The organism is Enterobacter sp. TCD1-1 (assembly GCF_020567405.1).
Lineage (GTDB): Bacteria > Pseudomonadota > Gammaproteobacteria > Enterobacterales > Enterobacteriaceae > Enterobacter > Enterobacter quasiroggenkampii.
Window position 1 is genome coordinate 56,851 of sequence record NZ_JAJCXF010000008.1, and the last position, 14,918, is coordinate 71,768.

Annotated in this window: 17 protein-coding genes; 2 read left to right on the top strand and 15 right to left on the bottom strand. The window is 55.6% G+C overall.

The window, feature by feature from the left end; translation table 11 throughout:
* Positions 1-3: 3 nt before the first annotated feature.
* From LJA86_RS20715 to dnaB, 8 genes are all read right to left on the bottom strand, one after another.
* A complete protein-coding gene (locus tag LJA86_RS20715) occupies positions 4-357 on the bottom strand; it encodes an MmcQ/YjbR family DNA-binding protein (RefSeq protein ID WP_008503382.1) in 354 nt (117 codons plus the stop codon).
* Positions 358-359: 2 nt separating this feature from the next.
* On the bottom strand, positions 360-776 hold the full coding sequence (locus LJA86_RS20720) for a secondary thiamine-phosphate synthase enzyme YjbQ (RefSeq protein WP_045909174.1): 417 nt from the start codon (positions 774-776) through the stop codon (positions 360-362).
* 113 nt (positions 777-889) lie between these two features.
* The gene (gene aphA / locus LJA86_RS20725) at positions 890-1,603 is read right to left on the bottom strand and encodes an acid phosphatase AphA (protein WP_045909173.1); all 714 of its coding nucleotides are present in this window, start codon (positions 1,601-1,603) and stop codon (positions 890-892) included.
* A 240-nt stretch (positions 1,604-1,843) separates the two neighbouring features.
* Positions 1,844-3,037 (bottom strand): aromatic amino acid transaminase, encoded by a 1,194-nt coding sequence (gene tyrB / locus LJA86_RS20730; RefSeq protein ID WP_229226671.1) that lies wholly within the window; start codon positions 3,035-3,037, stop codon positions 1,844-1,846.
* Positions 3,038-3,112: 75 nt separating this feature from the next.
* Entirely contained in the window at positions 3,113-4,123 is a 1,011-nt protein-coding gene (locus LJA86_RS20735) for an AAA family ATPase (RefSeq protein ID WP_229226672.1), read from the bottom strand.
* Positions 4,120-4,677, bottom strand: a complete 558-nt coding sequence (gene pnuC, locus LJA86_RS20740) for a nicotinamide riboside transporter PnuC (protein WP_023293520.1) — start codon at positions 4,675-4,677, stop codon at positions 4,120-4,122. Before pnuC ends, LJA86_RS20735 begins: the two co-directional genes overlap by 4 nt.
* A gap of 22 nt (positions 4,678-4,699) precedes the next feature.
* Complete coding sequence (alr, locus tag LJA86_RS20745; RefSeq protein ID WP_229226673.1) at positions 4,700-5,779, bottom strand: alanine racemase; 1,080 nt, start codon at positions 5,777-5,779, stop codon at positions 4,700-4,702.
* A 16-nt stretch (positions 5,780-5,795) separates the two neighbouring features.
* Positions 5,796-7,208, bottom strand: coding sequence for a replicative DNA helicase (gene dnaB, locus LJA86_RS20750; protein ID WP_008503375.1), 1,413 nt, complete (start codon positions 7,206-7,208; stop codon positions 5,796-5,798).
* 94 nt (positions 7,209-7,302) lie between these two features.
* On the opposite strand from dnaB, the gene LJA86_RS20755 reads away from it, so the two are divergent.
* Positions 7,303-8,286: a quinone oxidoreductase gene (locus LJA86_RS20755; protein ID WP_229226674.1), complete on the top strand. Its 984-nt coding sequence runs from the start codon at positions 7,303-7,305 to the stop codon at positions 8,284-8,286.
* A 184-nt stretch (positions 8,287-8,470) separates the two neighbouring features.
* Here LJA86_RS20755 and pspG read toward each other — a convergent pair whose 3' ends face one another.
* The 4 genes from pspG to LJA86_RS20775 form a co-directional block, all read right to left on the bottom strand.
* Positions 8,471-8,713, bottom strand: a complete 243-nt coding sequence (gene pspG / locus LJA86_RS20760; RefSeq protein ID WP_229226675.1) for an envelope stress response protein PspG — start codon at positions 8,711-8,713, stop codon at positions 8,471-8,473.
* A gap of 136 nt (positions 8,714-8,849) precedes the next feature.
* Positions 8,850-9,845, bottom strand: a complete 996-nt coding sequence (dusA, locus tag LJA86_RS20765) for a tRNA dihydrouridine(20/20a) synthase DusA (RefSeq protein ID WP_229226676.1) — start codon at positions 9,843-9,845, stop codon at positions 8,850-8,852.
* Between the two features lie 82 nt (positions 9,846-9,927).
* Complete coding sequence (locus LJA86_RS20770) at positions 9,928-11,238, bottom strand: conjugal transfer protein TraF (RefSeq protein WP_048030222.1); 1,311 nt, start codon at positions 11,236-11,238, stop codon at positions 9,928-9,930.
* Positions 11,239-11,410: 172 nt separating this feature from the next.
* On the bottom strand, positions 11,411-11,899 hold the full coding sequence (locus tag LJA86_RS20775) for a cupin domain-containing protein (RefSeq protein ID WP_048030220.1): 489 nt from the start codon (positions 11,897-11,899) through the stop codon (positions 11,411-11,413).
* A 115-nt stretch (positions 11,900-12,014) separates the two neighbouring features.
* Between LJA86_RS20775 and zur the strand changes: the two genes are divergently transcribed.
* Positions 12,015-12,527: a zinc uptake transcriptional repressor Zur gene (zur, locus tag LJA86_RS20780; RefSeq protein ID WP_008503369.1), complete on the top strand. Its 513-nt coding sequence runs from the start codon at positions 12,015-12,017 to the stop codon at positions 12,525-12,527.
* Between the two features lie 47 nt (positions 12,528-12,574).
* On the opposite strand, the gene LJA86_RS20785 is transcribed toward zur, so the two are convergent.
* The 3 genes from LJA86_RS20785 to lexA all read right to left on the bottom strand — a co-directional run bounded on the left by LJA86_RS20785 (position 12,575) and on the right by lexA (position 14,914).
* On the bottom strand, positions 12,575-12,784 hold the full coding sequence (locus tag LJA86_RS20785) for a CsbD family protein (RefSeq protein WP_014830284.1): 210 nt from the start codon (positions 12,782-12,784) through the stop codon (positions 12,575-12,577).
* A 120-nt stretch (positions 12,785-12,904) separates the two neighbouring features.
* Positions 12,905-14,242: an MATE family efflux transporter DinF gene (dinF, locus tag LJA86_RS20790; protein WP_196353078.1), complete on the bottom strand. Its 1,338-nt coding sequence runs from the start codon at positions 14,240-14,242 to the stop codon at positions 12,905-12,907.
* A 63-nt stretch (positions 14,243-14,305) separates the two neighbouring features.
* Positions 14,306-14,914: a transcriptional repressor LexA gene (gene lexA / locus LJA86_RS20795; RefSeq protein ID WP_048030217.1), complete on the bottom strand. Its 609-nt coding sequence runs from the start codon at positions 14,912-14,914 to the stop codon at positions 14,306-14,308.
* Between the last annotated feature and the right edge of the window lie 4 nt (positions 14,915-14,918).

Here is a 14,918-nt window from a genome sequence, read left to right on the forward strand (position 1 = left end):
TTGTCACACGGAGAGTTGCTGTCGGGTCGTTTCCGGCAGCAGCTCAACCGCCTGCTGATAGGACGCGTCCACCAGGTAGTAAATTTGCGAGCCTGGAATCGATCCATCCAGATAGACGGTGCTCCAGTGCGCCTTATTGAGGTGCTGGCTCGGCCTCACGTCATCATGCTGCTGACGCAGTAAATCCGCCAGTTCAGGGCTGGTTTTCAGCGACGCCGCCGGACGGCCCTCCACCTCTTTCACCATCGCAAACAGCACATCCCCCACCTTAACCTGCGTGGCTTTCCAGTCGCTATGGACGCTCTGCTCCGCGCCGGGCTTGCTCATGCAGTACTGAAGTATCTCCGAAATTGTCATCTTTATTCCCCTTGTAGCGTGGCGATAATTTTACGCGAACCACCGTGAATGCGATGCTCTCCCAGCCAGATCCCCTGCCACGTGCCCAGCAGCAGCCGCCCGTTGTGGACCGGCAGCATCAACGATACGCCCAGCAAAGAGGATTTAATATGCGAAGGCATATCGTCCGCCCCCTCATAGTCATGCTCGTAAGGGGCGTTGTCCGGGACGCTCTTCAGAAAATGCCGCTCCATGTCAGACCGGACGGTGGGATCGCAATTTTCATTCAGCGTCAGAGAGGCAGACGTATGCTGAAGCAGCAGATGCAGTAAACCCGTTCTGACGCGCGACAGGTCGCGGAGTTGCCCGATGACTTCATCCGTCACCAGGTGAAATCCGCGTGGCTTCGCGCTTAAGGTCAGGGTCTGTTGGTACCACATAGGCTGCTCCGTGATGAAAGATGAATCTTTCTAAGTGTGCAGCAAGAAGACGAAAGGTAAAACCCGCAGCAGCGAGATTTGATTAAAAAAGAGTCAAACTCGCTGCCAGGGACTCAGTACTCCGAGTTGACGATCACCTCTTCGCCAAACTTTCCGGCCATCGGCAGCGGTCGATAGGTAGAGTTAGACGCGCGTAACACCCTGATCCCTCTGGCTCCTGCATCCTGCGCGGCGGTAATGTCGTTATCCGAATCGCCATAAAACACTTTGATGTTTTTCTTTTCCAGCCACTGGATTTTGGTGTTTTGCCCCTCTTTGTCACCGGCAAAAATGACCGGGTTCATGTTGGCTGCCGGGATCTGGAAATCGTCCTGCAGTGTTCTGGAGACGGTTTCCGTTTTGGTCTGGCTACGACCGGTGACGAAATAAATACTGTCGCCACGCTTAACATGCATAGCAATTACCGCCCGGGCGACCTCTTTCGGAATGCTGTATTCGTCCCAGCCGTTATTCATTTTTTCCCAGAACTCCGGGTTCTTCAGATACGCTTCGCTGTCGGGAGAATACATTTTTTTGCCGCGCCAGAATCCTGGGCTTGAGAACAACACGGTATCGTCAATATCGAAGCCCACGGCCATTGGTGGGCGCCCCATCAGGCTGTTTTCGATTTGGGCCACGGAAACCCAGTGAATGGGTGCCTGCTCGGCGAGAATGGCGGCGGTAGTGCCGGTGTAAAGCGGCGTCGGGGCGGAAGCTCGCGCGACGACGGCGCTGTTAAGTGAGAACAATAAGCAGGCGGCGCTGAGCGCCAGTGTGATCTTGCGCATATTTTCCCCTGAATATTCAGCTTGTTATCGTTTTATTTTGAGTGAATGGTCAAAAAACTATCCGACCATAACCCCAGCGGGAGGTGAAGGGAAGGAGTTTTTGCTTATGAAGCGGAATAAAAAGAAGACGATCACAAAGCGCAGCGCCACCGGGCAATGACTGGCACCGGCGCGAACAAAAAAGCCGGGTGGCGGCTGCGCCTTACCCGGCCTACATATAGCATGCAAGTAAGTGAATACTTACATTACGGAGGCAAACGCCTGCGCCACGCGGTGAACGTTGCCGGCATTCAGGCCCGCCACGCACATACGGCCGCTGGCGATCAGGTAGACGCCGAACTCTTCGCGCAGGCGATCGACCTGCGCCGCGCTCAGTCCGGTATAGCTGAACATCCCGCGCTGCTTGAGCAGATAATCAAAGTTATGCCCAGGCACGGCCTCTTTCAGGACATTAACCAGCTCCTGACGCATCGACAGGATGCGCTTACGCATCGCCTCCACTTCGCCAAGCCAGGACGCTTTCAGCGTTTCGTCACCGAGAACCGTTGCCACCACCTGCGCACCAAAGTTTGGCGGGCTGGAGTAGATACGGCGCACCGTCGCTTTCAGCTGACCCAGCACGCGGCTGGCTGCTTCGGCGTCTTCACATACCACGGAAAGACCACCAACGCGTTCACCGTACAGGGAGAAGATTTTAGAGAAGGAGTTACTCACCAGAACAGGCAGCCCCGCGCTGGCAGCGGCGCGGATGGCATAGGCGTCTTCTTCCATACCCGCGCCAAAGCCCTGATAGGCAATATCGAGGAATGGGATCAGGTTACGGGCCTTCAGCACCTCGATCACCGCATCCCACTGGGTATTGGTGAGATCGGCACCGGTCGGGTTATGGCAGCACGGATGCAGCAGCACAATACTGCGCTCCGGCAGGGTGTTCAGTTTTTCCAGCAGCGCGTCAACGCGCACGCCGTTAGTTTCACTATCAAACCACGGATAGGTCGCCACCTTAAAGCCCGCGCCCTCGAAGATCGCAACGTGGTTTTCCCACGTCGGGTCGCTGACCCACACACCTGAATCCGGGAAATATTTTTTCAGGAAGTCTGCGCCCACTTTCAGCGCACCCGAGCCGCCCAGCGTCTGGATGGTCGCCACGCGTTTTTGCGCGAGCACCGCGTGATCGGCGCCGAACAGCAGCGGTGCGATGGTGTTGCGATAAGCGTTTAGCCCTTCCATCGGCAGATACAGAGAAGCGCCGTGTGGAACAGCGTTCAGACGCGTTTCGGCTTCAGCTACGGCTTTTAATTGAGGGATAATGCCATCCTCGTTGTAATACAGACCGATGCTGAGGTTCACTTTGTCGCTGCGAGGATCTTCTTTGAAACGCTCCATTAAGGAGAGGATAGGGTCGCCGGCATAGGCGTCAACTTTCTGAAACACGCGATGGTTCTCCGGAATTCGATGAGGCAGGGATTTCAACAATAAACCGGAAGCAGGTGAAGGTCGAGTGCGATATCAGGCCAGACACTCGATATATCGGCAAATGCAATCGATTCGCTCAGGCACCGAGCCCTGCACGCGCAGAAAAGGAATGTTTCGTTGTGATAGCTCTGCTTCATACCATACCTGCTGTCTGTGGCGAAACGCCTCCCCCTGCCGGGTGCCATCCTGCACAAACGGAAAATCATCTCCGCAAAGCACGACCAGTGCATAGTCTCGTTCAGCAAGCGCCATTAACGCCTGCGGCGCGCTGCCAAACTGATCGAGCGCGTAAAACAGGGTCGTTAAAGGTGACGTATCACAGACCAGATAAGGCGCCGTGCAGGCTGATTCTTCCCGACGCACCTGCTCGCGGGCAATATGCAGCAAATCCTCCAGATCAAGGATGCCGTTCTTCTTTTCCCAGTGTTCACGACCATACTCTGCAACGAACGGAACGTTTAGCGTTTGCGCCAGTGCCTTTGCAAGCGTGCTTTTGCCCGTCGATTCTCCACCTAATAAGCAGATACGAAAAACAAAGCTGCGATACACCTCAGGGGACATCATCTTGCGATAACGATGAACATCAGAACGGATGAGCGTTCCCGATGGAGCCTCTGGTCCCTGTTGACGCTGGAGACGCACGTGCGCAACCGGTCGTCCGAAACGCTGGCTCAGGACAGTGGCAAACCCGTCTCCATAGTCTTCGGCAGTAAATACCGCCTCTGGCTGACAATGCAGAATGTCCTCACATAGCGTTGCAACATAATGCCGGTGAAGATCGTCATCAGCGTCATTCGGTGGCGGTGGCGCAAGGCCATATGAAGCCAACACTTGCGGCGAAAGCACGAGGTGGCGACATTGTGGGAAGCGCGTTATTAACCAGTTAAGCCGCTTTTCAGGTTCGTAACCGCGTATTTCCGGCGACGAATAGCTGATGATACAGACCGTCTCGCACTGCTCAAGTGCCGTATTGATGAGCGCTTCATGGCCCGCATGTAATGGTGCGAATTTGCCGACCACCAGACCGTTGGCATACAGCGTCATTGCGCACGGATCTCCTTGCGCCACTGATACAGTCCGTGCCACGCATTAAACCAAAACACCAGATATAAACCGGCGGTCAGATACAGTTCTCTCGTCGCGTACAGCGGTACTGCCAGCGTGTTAACGGCAAGCCAGATGTACCAGTTTTCCAGACGCCGTCCCATCAACATAAACTGAGCAAGAATGCTGAATGTCAAAATGATGGAGTCCAGCCAGGGGGCCCATGCATTGGTATAGAGATGCAATATCCACCCGTACGCCGCTGCTACGCTTACGGCGCAGGCTAAAAGCATAAAAAAATGTCCCGGTCTGGTACGACGAACAGGCAAGACCTCTCCATGATTGCCTTTAAGCCAATGCAGCCAACCGGTTATGCTCGTTATGATGAAAAAGAACTGAAGGGTAACGTCAGCATAAAGCTGCACAGAATAGAAGACCCAGGCATAAAGCCCGCTACCAATGATACCTATCCACCACGTATGGATATTGTTTCTGGCGGCCAGCCAGACGGAGAGAGCATAGGCCAGACACGCAGCGATTTCTGAAGGGGACATTATCCTTCCCTGGAATAAAATGTTAGTCGACGTACTTCATCGCCACCCGAGACGTCAGGCGGGTAATAAGTTCGTAAGCACTCACTTTCGTGATTTCAGCAATACGTTCAACGGGTAAACCTTCCCCCCACATCACCACATCGTCGCCGGGTTTATCCTGGGCTTCAGGACCCAGATCGACACAAATCATGTCCATCGCCACGCGGCCAACGATCTTTACTTCGCGACCGTTGACCAGCACCGGCGTACCCGTGGGTGCAGCGCGCGGATAACCGTCGCCATAGCCCATCGCCACGACGCCGAGACGGGTATCACGCTCGCTGATCCAGGTGCCGCCGTAGCCCACCGGCTCACCGGCTTTGTGTTCGCGCACGGCAATCAGAGTAGACACCAGAGACATGACCGGCTGAAAACCCATGTCCGGCCCCCAGGGTTTATTCTCCAGCGGCGACACGCCGTAAAGAATGATGCCCGGTCGCGCCCAGTCGAAATGCGACTGCGGCCACAGCAGGATCCCGCCGGATGCGGCGATCGAGCGCATCCCCGGCTTGCCTTCGCAGAAGGTATTAAAGATATCCAGCTGCCGCTCGGTCGCCCCGCACTCAGGCTCATCGGCACGGGCGAAGTGGCTGACAATATTCACCGGCTGGCGCACGTTTTTACACCGGCATAAACGCTGATAAAACGCTTCCGCGCTTTCCGGACGCACGCCCAAACGATGCATGCCCGTATCAAGCTTCATCCACACGGTCACCGGCTCGCTCAGCTCAGCGGTTTCCAGTGCGGCCAGCTGTTCTTCGTTGTGTACCGCCGTGTGCAGATGCTGATCCGCGATAGTTGGCAGATCGGCGGCTTCGAAAAAGCCTTCGAGGAGCAGAATCGGTTGGGTAATCCCCCCCGCGCGCAGGCGGAGAGCTTCTTCAAGACGGGCGACGCCAAAGGCGTCGGCATCGGGGAGCGTTCGCGCGGTCTCAAGAAGACCGTGTCCGTAAGCGTTCGCTTTCACGACTGCAACGAGCTTGCTGGCGGGGGCCAGTTCACGCAGACGTTGCAGGTTGTGTCGCAGAGCGCGGCGGTTAATCACAACAGTTGCCGCTTGCATTTGAATTCCTTAGAAATTACTCATCATCATATTGAGGACCGGCATAGTTGTCGAAACGCGACCACTGTCCGTTAAAGGTCAGACGTACCGTCCCGATTGGGCCGTTACGTTGTTTACCAATAATAATTTCGGCGATCCCTTTCAGGTCGCTGTTCTCGTGATAAACCTCATCACGGTAGATAAACATGATTAAGTCGGCATCCTGCTCGATGGAGCCGGATTCACGCAGGTCGGAGTTGACCGGGCGCTTGTCGGCACGTTGTTCCAGAGAGCGGTTAAGCTGCGACAGCGCCACCACCGGCACGTGCAGCTCTTTAGCTAACGCCTTGAGCGAGCGGGAAATTTCGGCGATCTCCAGCGTACGGTTGTCGGAGAGCGACGGGACGCGCATCAGCTGAAGGTAGTCGATCATGATAAGGCCGATACCGCCGTGTTCACGGGCGATACGACGCGCGCGGGAACGGACTTCCGTCGGCGTCAGGCCGGAAGAGTCATCAATATAGATGTTACGTTTTTCCAGCAGAATGCCCATGGTGCCGGAGATGCGCGCCCAGTCCTCATCGTCGAGCTGGCCGGTACGGATGCGGGTCTGGTCCACGCGCGACAGCGATGCCAGAGAACGCATCATGATCTGCTCAGAGGGCATCTCAAGACTGAAAATGAGTACCGGCTTATCCTGCAACATCGCCGCGTTTTCGACGAGGTTCATCGCAAAGGTCGTTTTACCCATCGACGGACGCGCCGCGACGATAATCAAATCCGACGGCTGCAGACCGGCGGTTTTCTTGTTGAGATCGTCATAACCGGTGTTCACCCCAGTCACACCGTCGTGCGGCTGCTGGAACAGCTGTTCGATACGGGCAACGGTGGCGTCGAGGACGTCGGCGATATTTTTGGGGCCTTCGTCTTTGTTGGCGCGGCTTTCAGCGATTTTGAAGACGCGGGACTCGGCAAGGTCGAGCAGGTCTTCACTGGTGCGACCCTGCGGATCAAAACCGGCTTCGGCGATCTCATTCGCCACCGAGATCATCTCGCGGACAACGGCACGTTCACGCACGATGTCGGCATAAGCGCTGATGTTTGCCGCACTTGGCGTGTTTTTTGACAGTTCTGCCAGATAGGCAAACCCGCCGACGCTGTCCAGCTGTCCCTGACGCTCCAGCGATTCCGCGAGCGTGATCAGGTCAATTGGGCTACCCGACTCCTGCAGGCGCGCCATTTCGGTAAAGATATGACGGTGCGGACGGGTGTAGAAATCCTCAGACACCACGCGCTCGGCGACGTCGTCCCAGCGTTCGTTATCCAGCATTAAACCGCCCAACACCGACTGTTCCGCTTCAATCGAGTGCGGCGGGACTTTTAACCCTGCGACCTGGAAATCACGCTCGCGAGGTTCAGTCTGTTTGTTGAAGGGTTTGTTTCCTGCCATAGTGAATGGAGTTACCGAGATCGAATAATTAAATAAATATTTAATTATATATTAGGGACCACAAAGGTTACCACAACTCTGCCTCGGAGGAATCATGGCATTACGAATAGAATTTGCTAAGCACGGCGGTCCAGAAGTACTCAACGCGGTGGAGTTCACCCCCACCGCGCCTGGCGAAAACGAAGTGCAGGTTGAAAACAAAGCCATCGGCATAAACTACATCGACACCTATATTCGCGGCGGGCTCTACCCGCCTCCGTCGATGCCGAGCGGACTGGGCACCGAGGCAGCCGGTCTCGTCATCAAAGTGGGCAGCGCGGTTAAGCATCTTAAAGAGGGCGACCGCGTGGTGTATGCACAATCTGCGCTGGGCGCTTACAGCTCCGTCCACAACGTCCCGGCGGATAAAGCCGCCCTGCTGCCTAATGCCATCTCCTTTGAGCAGGCGGCAGCCTCCTTCCTGAAAGGGTTAACCGTTTACTACCTGCTGCGTAAAACCTATGAAATTAAACCCGATGAGCAGTTCCTGTTTCATGCCGCGGCGGGTGGTGTCGGGCTCATCGCCTGTCAGTGGGCAAAAGCGCTGGGCGCAAAACTGATCGGCACCGTGGGCAATGCCCAAAAAGCGCAGCGCGCACTGCAGGCGGGCGCCTGGCAGGTGATTAACTACCGTGAAGAGAGCATTGTCGAACGGCTGAAGGAGATCACCAGCGGCAAAAAGGTGCGTGTCGTGTATGACTCGGTTGGGAAAGACACCTGGGAGGCATCGCTGGACTGCCTGCAGCGTCGTGGGCTGATGGTGAGCTTCGGAAACGCCTCAGGTGCTGTCACCGGCGTGAATCTCGGCATCCTGAACCAGAAAGGCTCGCTGTACGTCACGCGCCCTTCCCTGCAGGGTTACATCACCAACCGGGAAGAACTTGAGGAAGCCAGCAATGAGCTGTTCTCTCTGATCGCCAGCGGCGTCATTAAGGTGGATGTGGCAGAAGCGCAGAAATACCCGCTAGCCGATGCGCAGCGTGCGCATGAGGTGCTGGAGAGCCGGGCAACGCAGGGGTCGAGTTTGTTGATTCCCTGAGCCCCAAAAAGAAATTGGGCTTCCCGTGGGAAGCCCTTTCTTTTTTTAGTTCGGCTGTATGTAGGGTACAGCGCGATGAATTCTTTAACGGCAGTCATAGTGACAGATTCGATAAGTAAATCCTATTCTGTTCTAAGCCATGCTGCCGGAAAAGTTACAACTCTGTGACGAACCCCTCAATACCTTAGTAACGGAAGCGGTTATTGCTCTGATAACTGGGCACTTTTGGCGATTTAATCGCCCGTATCACCCACACCACCGCCACGGCCAGCAGTAGCCACGGCAGCAGTTTGATCGTCAGCGCAAACAATCCGCCAATAAACATGACGACCGTCGCCACCACGATAGCCGCCAGAATGCCGAGCAGCGAAATGCCCGTTGCTAACAGCATGACAAAAAAGCCAATCACAAAAAGTAGTTCCAGCATGGTGCTCTCCCACGAGTTCCCGAATGATACTGCAAACATTACAAGAATCATGCCAGACATAACGTGTTGTTCTTAAAGCAAAACGCCCCGCGAGAATTCGCAGGGCGTGGTGAATTTGACGAACTTTTAGCGAAAGTTATCGCCTGTCTGCCACCAGTCGCAGCGCATGTTCCAGCACCTCGATATCGGCACCGGCTTTATGCGCGTTTTCGCTCAGGTAGCGACGCCACTGACGCGCGCCCGGAATGCCCTGGAACAGCCCAAGCATATGGCGGGTGATATGGCCGAGATACGTACCGTTGCTCAGCTCGCGCTCAATGTAAGGATACATCGCCCGCACGACGGCAACCGGATCGGTGTCTGCACCTTCGATGCCAAAGATTTCGCGATCGACCGTCGCCAGAATGCCCGGATTCTGATACGCCTCGCGCCCAACCATCACCCCATCCATATGTTCAAGGTGCGCTTTGGCCTCTTCCAGCGACTTGATGCCGCCGTTAATGGACATGGTCAGGTGCGGGAAGTCACGCTTCAGCTGATACACGCGCGGGTAGTCCAGCGGCGGGATTTCACGGTTCTCTTTCGGGCTCAGGCCGGAGAGCCAGGCCTTTCGCGCATGGATGATGAATATCTCGCATTCACCCTTTCCGGAGACCGTATTGATGAAATCGCACAGGAATTCGTAGCTGTCCTGGTCGTCAATCCCGATACGGGTTTTGACCGTCACCGGAATGGAAACGACATCACGCATCGCCTTGATACAGTCCGCCACCAACTGGGCATTCCCCATCAGGCAGGCACCGAACATACCGTTTTGCACACGGTCGGACGGACAGCCAACGTTCAGGTTGATCTCGTCGTAGCCGCGCGCTTCTGCCAGCTTCGCACACTGCGCCAGCGCGGCCGGATCGCTGCCGCCCAGCTGCAGGGCAACCGGATGCTCTTCTTCGCTATAGGCCAGATAGTCGCCCTTCCCGTGGATGATTGCGCCCGTGGTCACCATTTCGGTGTACAGCAGCGTATGGCGGGAGAGCTGGCGCAGGAAATAGCGGCAGTGTCTGTCCGTCCAGTCGAGCATCGGCGCAATGGAAAAACGGTGTGCAGGGAAAGCGGTCTGTAATTCTGACGACATGGCGAAGTTTTAAGCATCTGGTGGAAAAGGGGCGCTACTATAGCACAAAGAAAAGCCGGAGGCGCAGCGCCTCCGGTTGACTTTAGAACGTCATGCTCAGCTGAGCCCCTGCGCCCCAGGTTTCGTCTTCACCGTACAGGCCCATCAGGTCAACATGCACGGTGCTAAACGGCGCGAAACCGACACCGCCGGTAAAGACATTACTGTCGTTACCCTTCACGTCGGCACGATAACCCGCACGCACCGCCAGCCAGCTCAGCGGTGTCACCTCGGCACCGACACCCACGTACTGCGACGTATCTTCACTCTTGAAGCCTTTGGTTTCCGTCAGATCGCCATCGGCGGTCAGCGTCACCAGATCGTTGTGCCAGGCGGCACCGGCGGTCACCAGCGGACGGATCTGGTAGGTGTCTTTATAGCTCACCACTTCTCCCGTACGGCCATTGCGGATACGGATATCTTTGGTGTCGATATCACGCGACATCAGGTTTTGTCCGCTTACGCCAACGGTCCAGTTTTCGCCGAAATCGGCCGCAATACCGGCATCCACGTTGAAGCCCGTATCGTCAGTACGGTAGCGGCTGTCGTTCCACTTGTTACTGTCGTAATCGTAGATTGACGTGGTGTAGTTATAGACCCAGGTTTTTTGCAGTTTTGGTGTTACGCCCACGGAAACCGGGACGCCGCCGAGATCAAACTGACGGGCAACGGCAACACCGTAGTCGGAGACAATCGCCGCCCGGCCGGACGCCGTTGAGTTGAGGTTCTTAGTGATCTGATCCGTACCGTTCAGCGCAGCATCCAGCGCAACACCGGCCGCCACCACATTACTTCGTTGAATACCACGCAGATAATCAATGTCTTGCTGATCGATAGACGAGCTCACCCGGCCATGTGCATAACCTTTCGCCATGAAGGCGACGGAAAGGACATCGTTAGGGATACTCACCGCAAGCCCTGCACCAGCCGTTGCGCGTGCGGTTTTGCCTTTGAGATAGTCCAGCTCATCGGCCAGATCTTTGGCCGCGCCCTGGAATTGATTAATGGAACCTAACGGATTGGTGATAATTTCTCGTGGCGTGAGATTATCAACCACATCCTTGTAGTGATTGATTTTGTCATTGATGTTATCAATCTCGTCCTGAAGATTGTCTTCATCCGTCACCTGCACCCCAACGGCTGGCAAGATGACCGTCACATCATCGTCCGGTTTTGCCTTTGCCAGCAGCGCCGGGTTGATTAACGCCCCACTGCCATAGCTTCCCGACGCCACGCCGGTGCCACCCATGGCGTCGCTGCGTGATTCTGTCCAGGTATTGGCTGCTCCCGCCTGATTTGCCATAAACAAGGAGACAGCAATGCTAACCACCGAAAATTTAAAATTTTTTTTCACAGTATGCCCGTTATAGTCTGTTATGAAATAACCCCTGTCTGTTATCACCCAAACAGGAACGAACTATTGCTGTGAATAAGTAGTAAAAGACCCGCTATTTCTTTCCCTAAGTAAAACTCCCTTACGGCCTGTTATATTTTGTGACGGCCCTCAATATTTATAGAAGAGGAAATTATTTTTTCCCAGGTTTTCCATCATGCGGCCCAAAAAACTGTGGGGGATGGTCTACCCAGCGATCTTCCCGCGTGGCGGCATACTCAGGGTTGAGCGGATAGTAGATGCGGTTGTGCTTCTTGTTGGCCTCGCCAACGACCAGTAACCGAACCTCGTCGTCCGTGTTGTTGATAAAGGTATGACAGATGCCGGTTCCGGCGGGAAAACCTACACTGTCGCCAGGCTCCAGCTTCCACAAGTAGCCGTTAATCCAGGCTTCAGGGTAACCTTCGAGCACGTAAATAAACTCTTCTTCGTCGCTCTCCGCATGCGGATAGGACGTTCTGCGCCCCGGCGGCAGGCGCTCATGATGGATGCCAATACGCCCGAGCCCAAGCCTGCGAGCCAGCGGTGCGCCGATAGAGAACAGCTCATCGCTGTCGGGGTAGGTCGAGTCATCCGCGCCTTCCACGTCGCGCCAGTGCCGAATACAGTCAGGTCTTTTCATTTTGGTTCTCCCGGTTTTCGATGGGTCAGGTATAGCACAGACTGGCGGATCTCGGTGTTTTTAGCAGAACATGATAAAGTGGGGGTTTTCCGTCCTATAACATCCGGGGTGCTACATGGATAAGTCCACAAAAGAGCTGTTAGCGCAGGCCGAAAAGCTGTGTGCGCAACGCAATGTGCGCCTGACTCCGCAGCGCCTTGAAGTCTTACGCCTGATGAGCCTGCAGCAGGGTGCCATCAGCGCCTACGATCTGCTGGATCTGCTGCGCGAAAGCGAGCCGCAGGCAAAGCCGCCGACGGTCTATCGCGCACTGGATTTCCTGCTTGAACAAGGGTTTGTGCACAAGGTGGAATCCACTAACAGCTATGTGCTGTGCCATCTGTTCGATCAGCCCACCCACACATCGGCGATGTTTATCTGTGACCGCTGCGGCGTGGTGAAAGAAGAGGCTGCGGAAGGCGTGGAAGATATTATGCATACGCTGGCAGCGAAAATGGGTTTTGCCCTGCGTCATAACGTGATTGAGGCGCACGGGCTCTGTTCCGCGTGCGTGGAGGTGGAAGCCTGTCGTCATCAGGACGCGTGTCAGCACGACCACTCTATTCTGGTGAAGAAAAAGCCGCGTTAACGGCAAAAGAAAAGGCGGCTTAGAGCCGCCCTGTGGGTTATTCAGCGTTACCAGCGGTAGTCGTTGCGTTTTTCCCAGTCGCCCACTTCTTTTTCCGCCTGGTCTTTTGCGTAGCCGTAACGTTCCTGAATTTTACCGACAAGCTGATCGCGTTTACCTTCGATGACGGTCATGTCGTCATCCGTCAGCTTACCCCACTGTTCTTTCGCTTTACCTTTGAACTGCTTCCAGTTGCCGCCGATTTCGTCTTTATTCATCATCGTGTCCTCTTCGTTAAGCGTCGGGTCGTAACGTCCGTTACGTTCTTTTCTGCTGGACGTGATAATTATTGTAGTTAAGGATTCCGTGGTTAATTTCATATTCGGAATCTTTAACCGTCACGATATATCGGAGCGCGAGGGAAACCAGGTATTGTTTTGCCAGTGTCGATGCCAGATAAACGCCAGCGATAACCCGCGCAGTGAGAGGAAGACGGCCAGGGCCAGCCACAAACCATGATTACCCAGCCAGGGGAGCGTCAGCAGCGTCAGACCAAACCCAGCCGCCGCGACGGCCATGCTGTTGCGCATTTCGGCCCCGCGCGTCGCACCAATAAACATGCCGTCCAGCAGATAACACCAGACGCCAACCACCGGTAAGACGACTTGCCAGATGAGATAGTGGCTCGCCAGCTCGCGCAGCGCAGGGAGAGAGGTAAGCAATGCAACGATCTGCTCACCAAAGCAGGCGTAAACCAGGCCAAATGCCAGCGCCACCAGTCCCGACTGACGGCAGGCAGCCCGCCAGACATCCCGTAGCTGACCGCTTTCGCGCGCCCCGTACGCCTGCCCGGAATGCGCTTCAACCGCATAGGCAAAACCGTCCAGCGCGTAGGCGGTAAACGTCAGCAACGTCATCAATACTGCGTTGACCGCGACGATTTCTGGCCCCAGTCGAGCTCCGAAAACCGTCAGTGCCCCGAAGCAAAGCTGGAGAAGAAGCGAGCGCAGCATGATGTCACGGTTGAGGGCCAGCAGCTTACGGATATTGCCGCGCCATGCGGTTTTGAGCAGCGCCAGGGAGATCCCGCGCATGGCCAGTACACGCCAGACCATCCATAAGCCAATGATAAAGGTCCCGTATTCGGCAATCGCCGTCGCCAGCGCCGCGCCCCGCACGTTCATATGCAGACCCATGACCAGCCAGATATCCAGAACAATGTTGAGCAGGTTACCCACCACCAGCAAAATCACGGGTGCACGGGCGTACTGCACGCCCAGTAGCCACCCCAGCAGAACCAGGTTAGCCAGCGACGCGGGCGCGCTGAGCCAGCGGATTTCAAGGAAACGTCGCGCCTGCTCTAATACCGCCTCGCTGCCGCCAACAATATGAAGCGCAAGATCGATCAGGGGTGCCCGCAATAAAACGATGAACGCACCCGCGCCAAGCGCGAGGATCAGCGGCTGCACCAGCGCGCGCGCCAGACGCAGCGGATCTTTCGCGCCATAAGCCTGTGCGGTAAGACCGGTGGTGCTCATGCGCAAAAAGAGCAGCAGCATAAACAGGAAGCTGGTTGCCGTCGCGCCAATCGCCACGCCGCCAAGATAAACCGGTGAATCAAGATGGCCTATAACGGCAGTATCGACCAGCCCCAGCAAGGGTACGGTAATATTGGAGAAAATCATCGGCAGAGCAAGACGCCACAATGCCTTATCGGATGCCGTCAGCAGTGACATGAAAGATACCGGGAGTGGGGAATGAATCAGGCTACAGCGGTGCCATAGCCTGTCAGGAAGAGGTTACAGCCATTCACCGTTGCGAATCACGCCTACCGCCAGACCTTCAATAGAGAAGCTCTGTTCGCGGAGATCGACCACAATGGGTGAAAACTCGCTGTTTTCAGGCAGCAACTGTACGCTGTTACCCTGTTTTTTCAGACGCTTAACGGTCACTTCGTCATCAATGCGCGCCACCACCACCTGGCCGTTTCGCACATCCTGTGTTTTATGCACCGCAAGCAGATCGCCATCAAGAATACCGATGTCTTTCATCGACATGCCGCTGACGCGCAGCAGGAAGTCAGCGCTCGGTTTGAACATGCCAGGATCGACCTGGTAGTGACCTTCAATATGCTGCTGAGCCAGTAAAGGCTCACCGGCAGCAACACGCCCTATCAGCGGAATGCCCGTCTCTTCTTCCACCAGCAGGCGGATACCCCGTGACGCGCCCGAGACAATCTCAATCACGCCCTTACGCGCCAGCGCTTTCAGGTGTTCTTCGGCAGCATTTGGAGAACGGAAACCCAGACGCTGCGCGATTTCCGCACGCGTGGGTGGCATACCCGTCTGGCCGATATGATCCCGGATGAGATCAAACACCTCTTGCTGCCTGGTCGTTAACGCTTTCATTCCG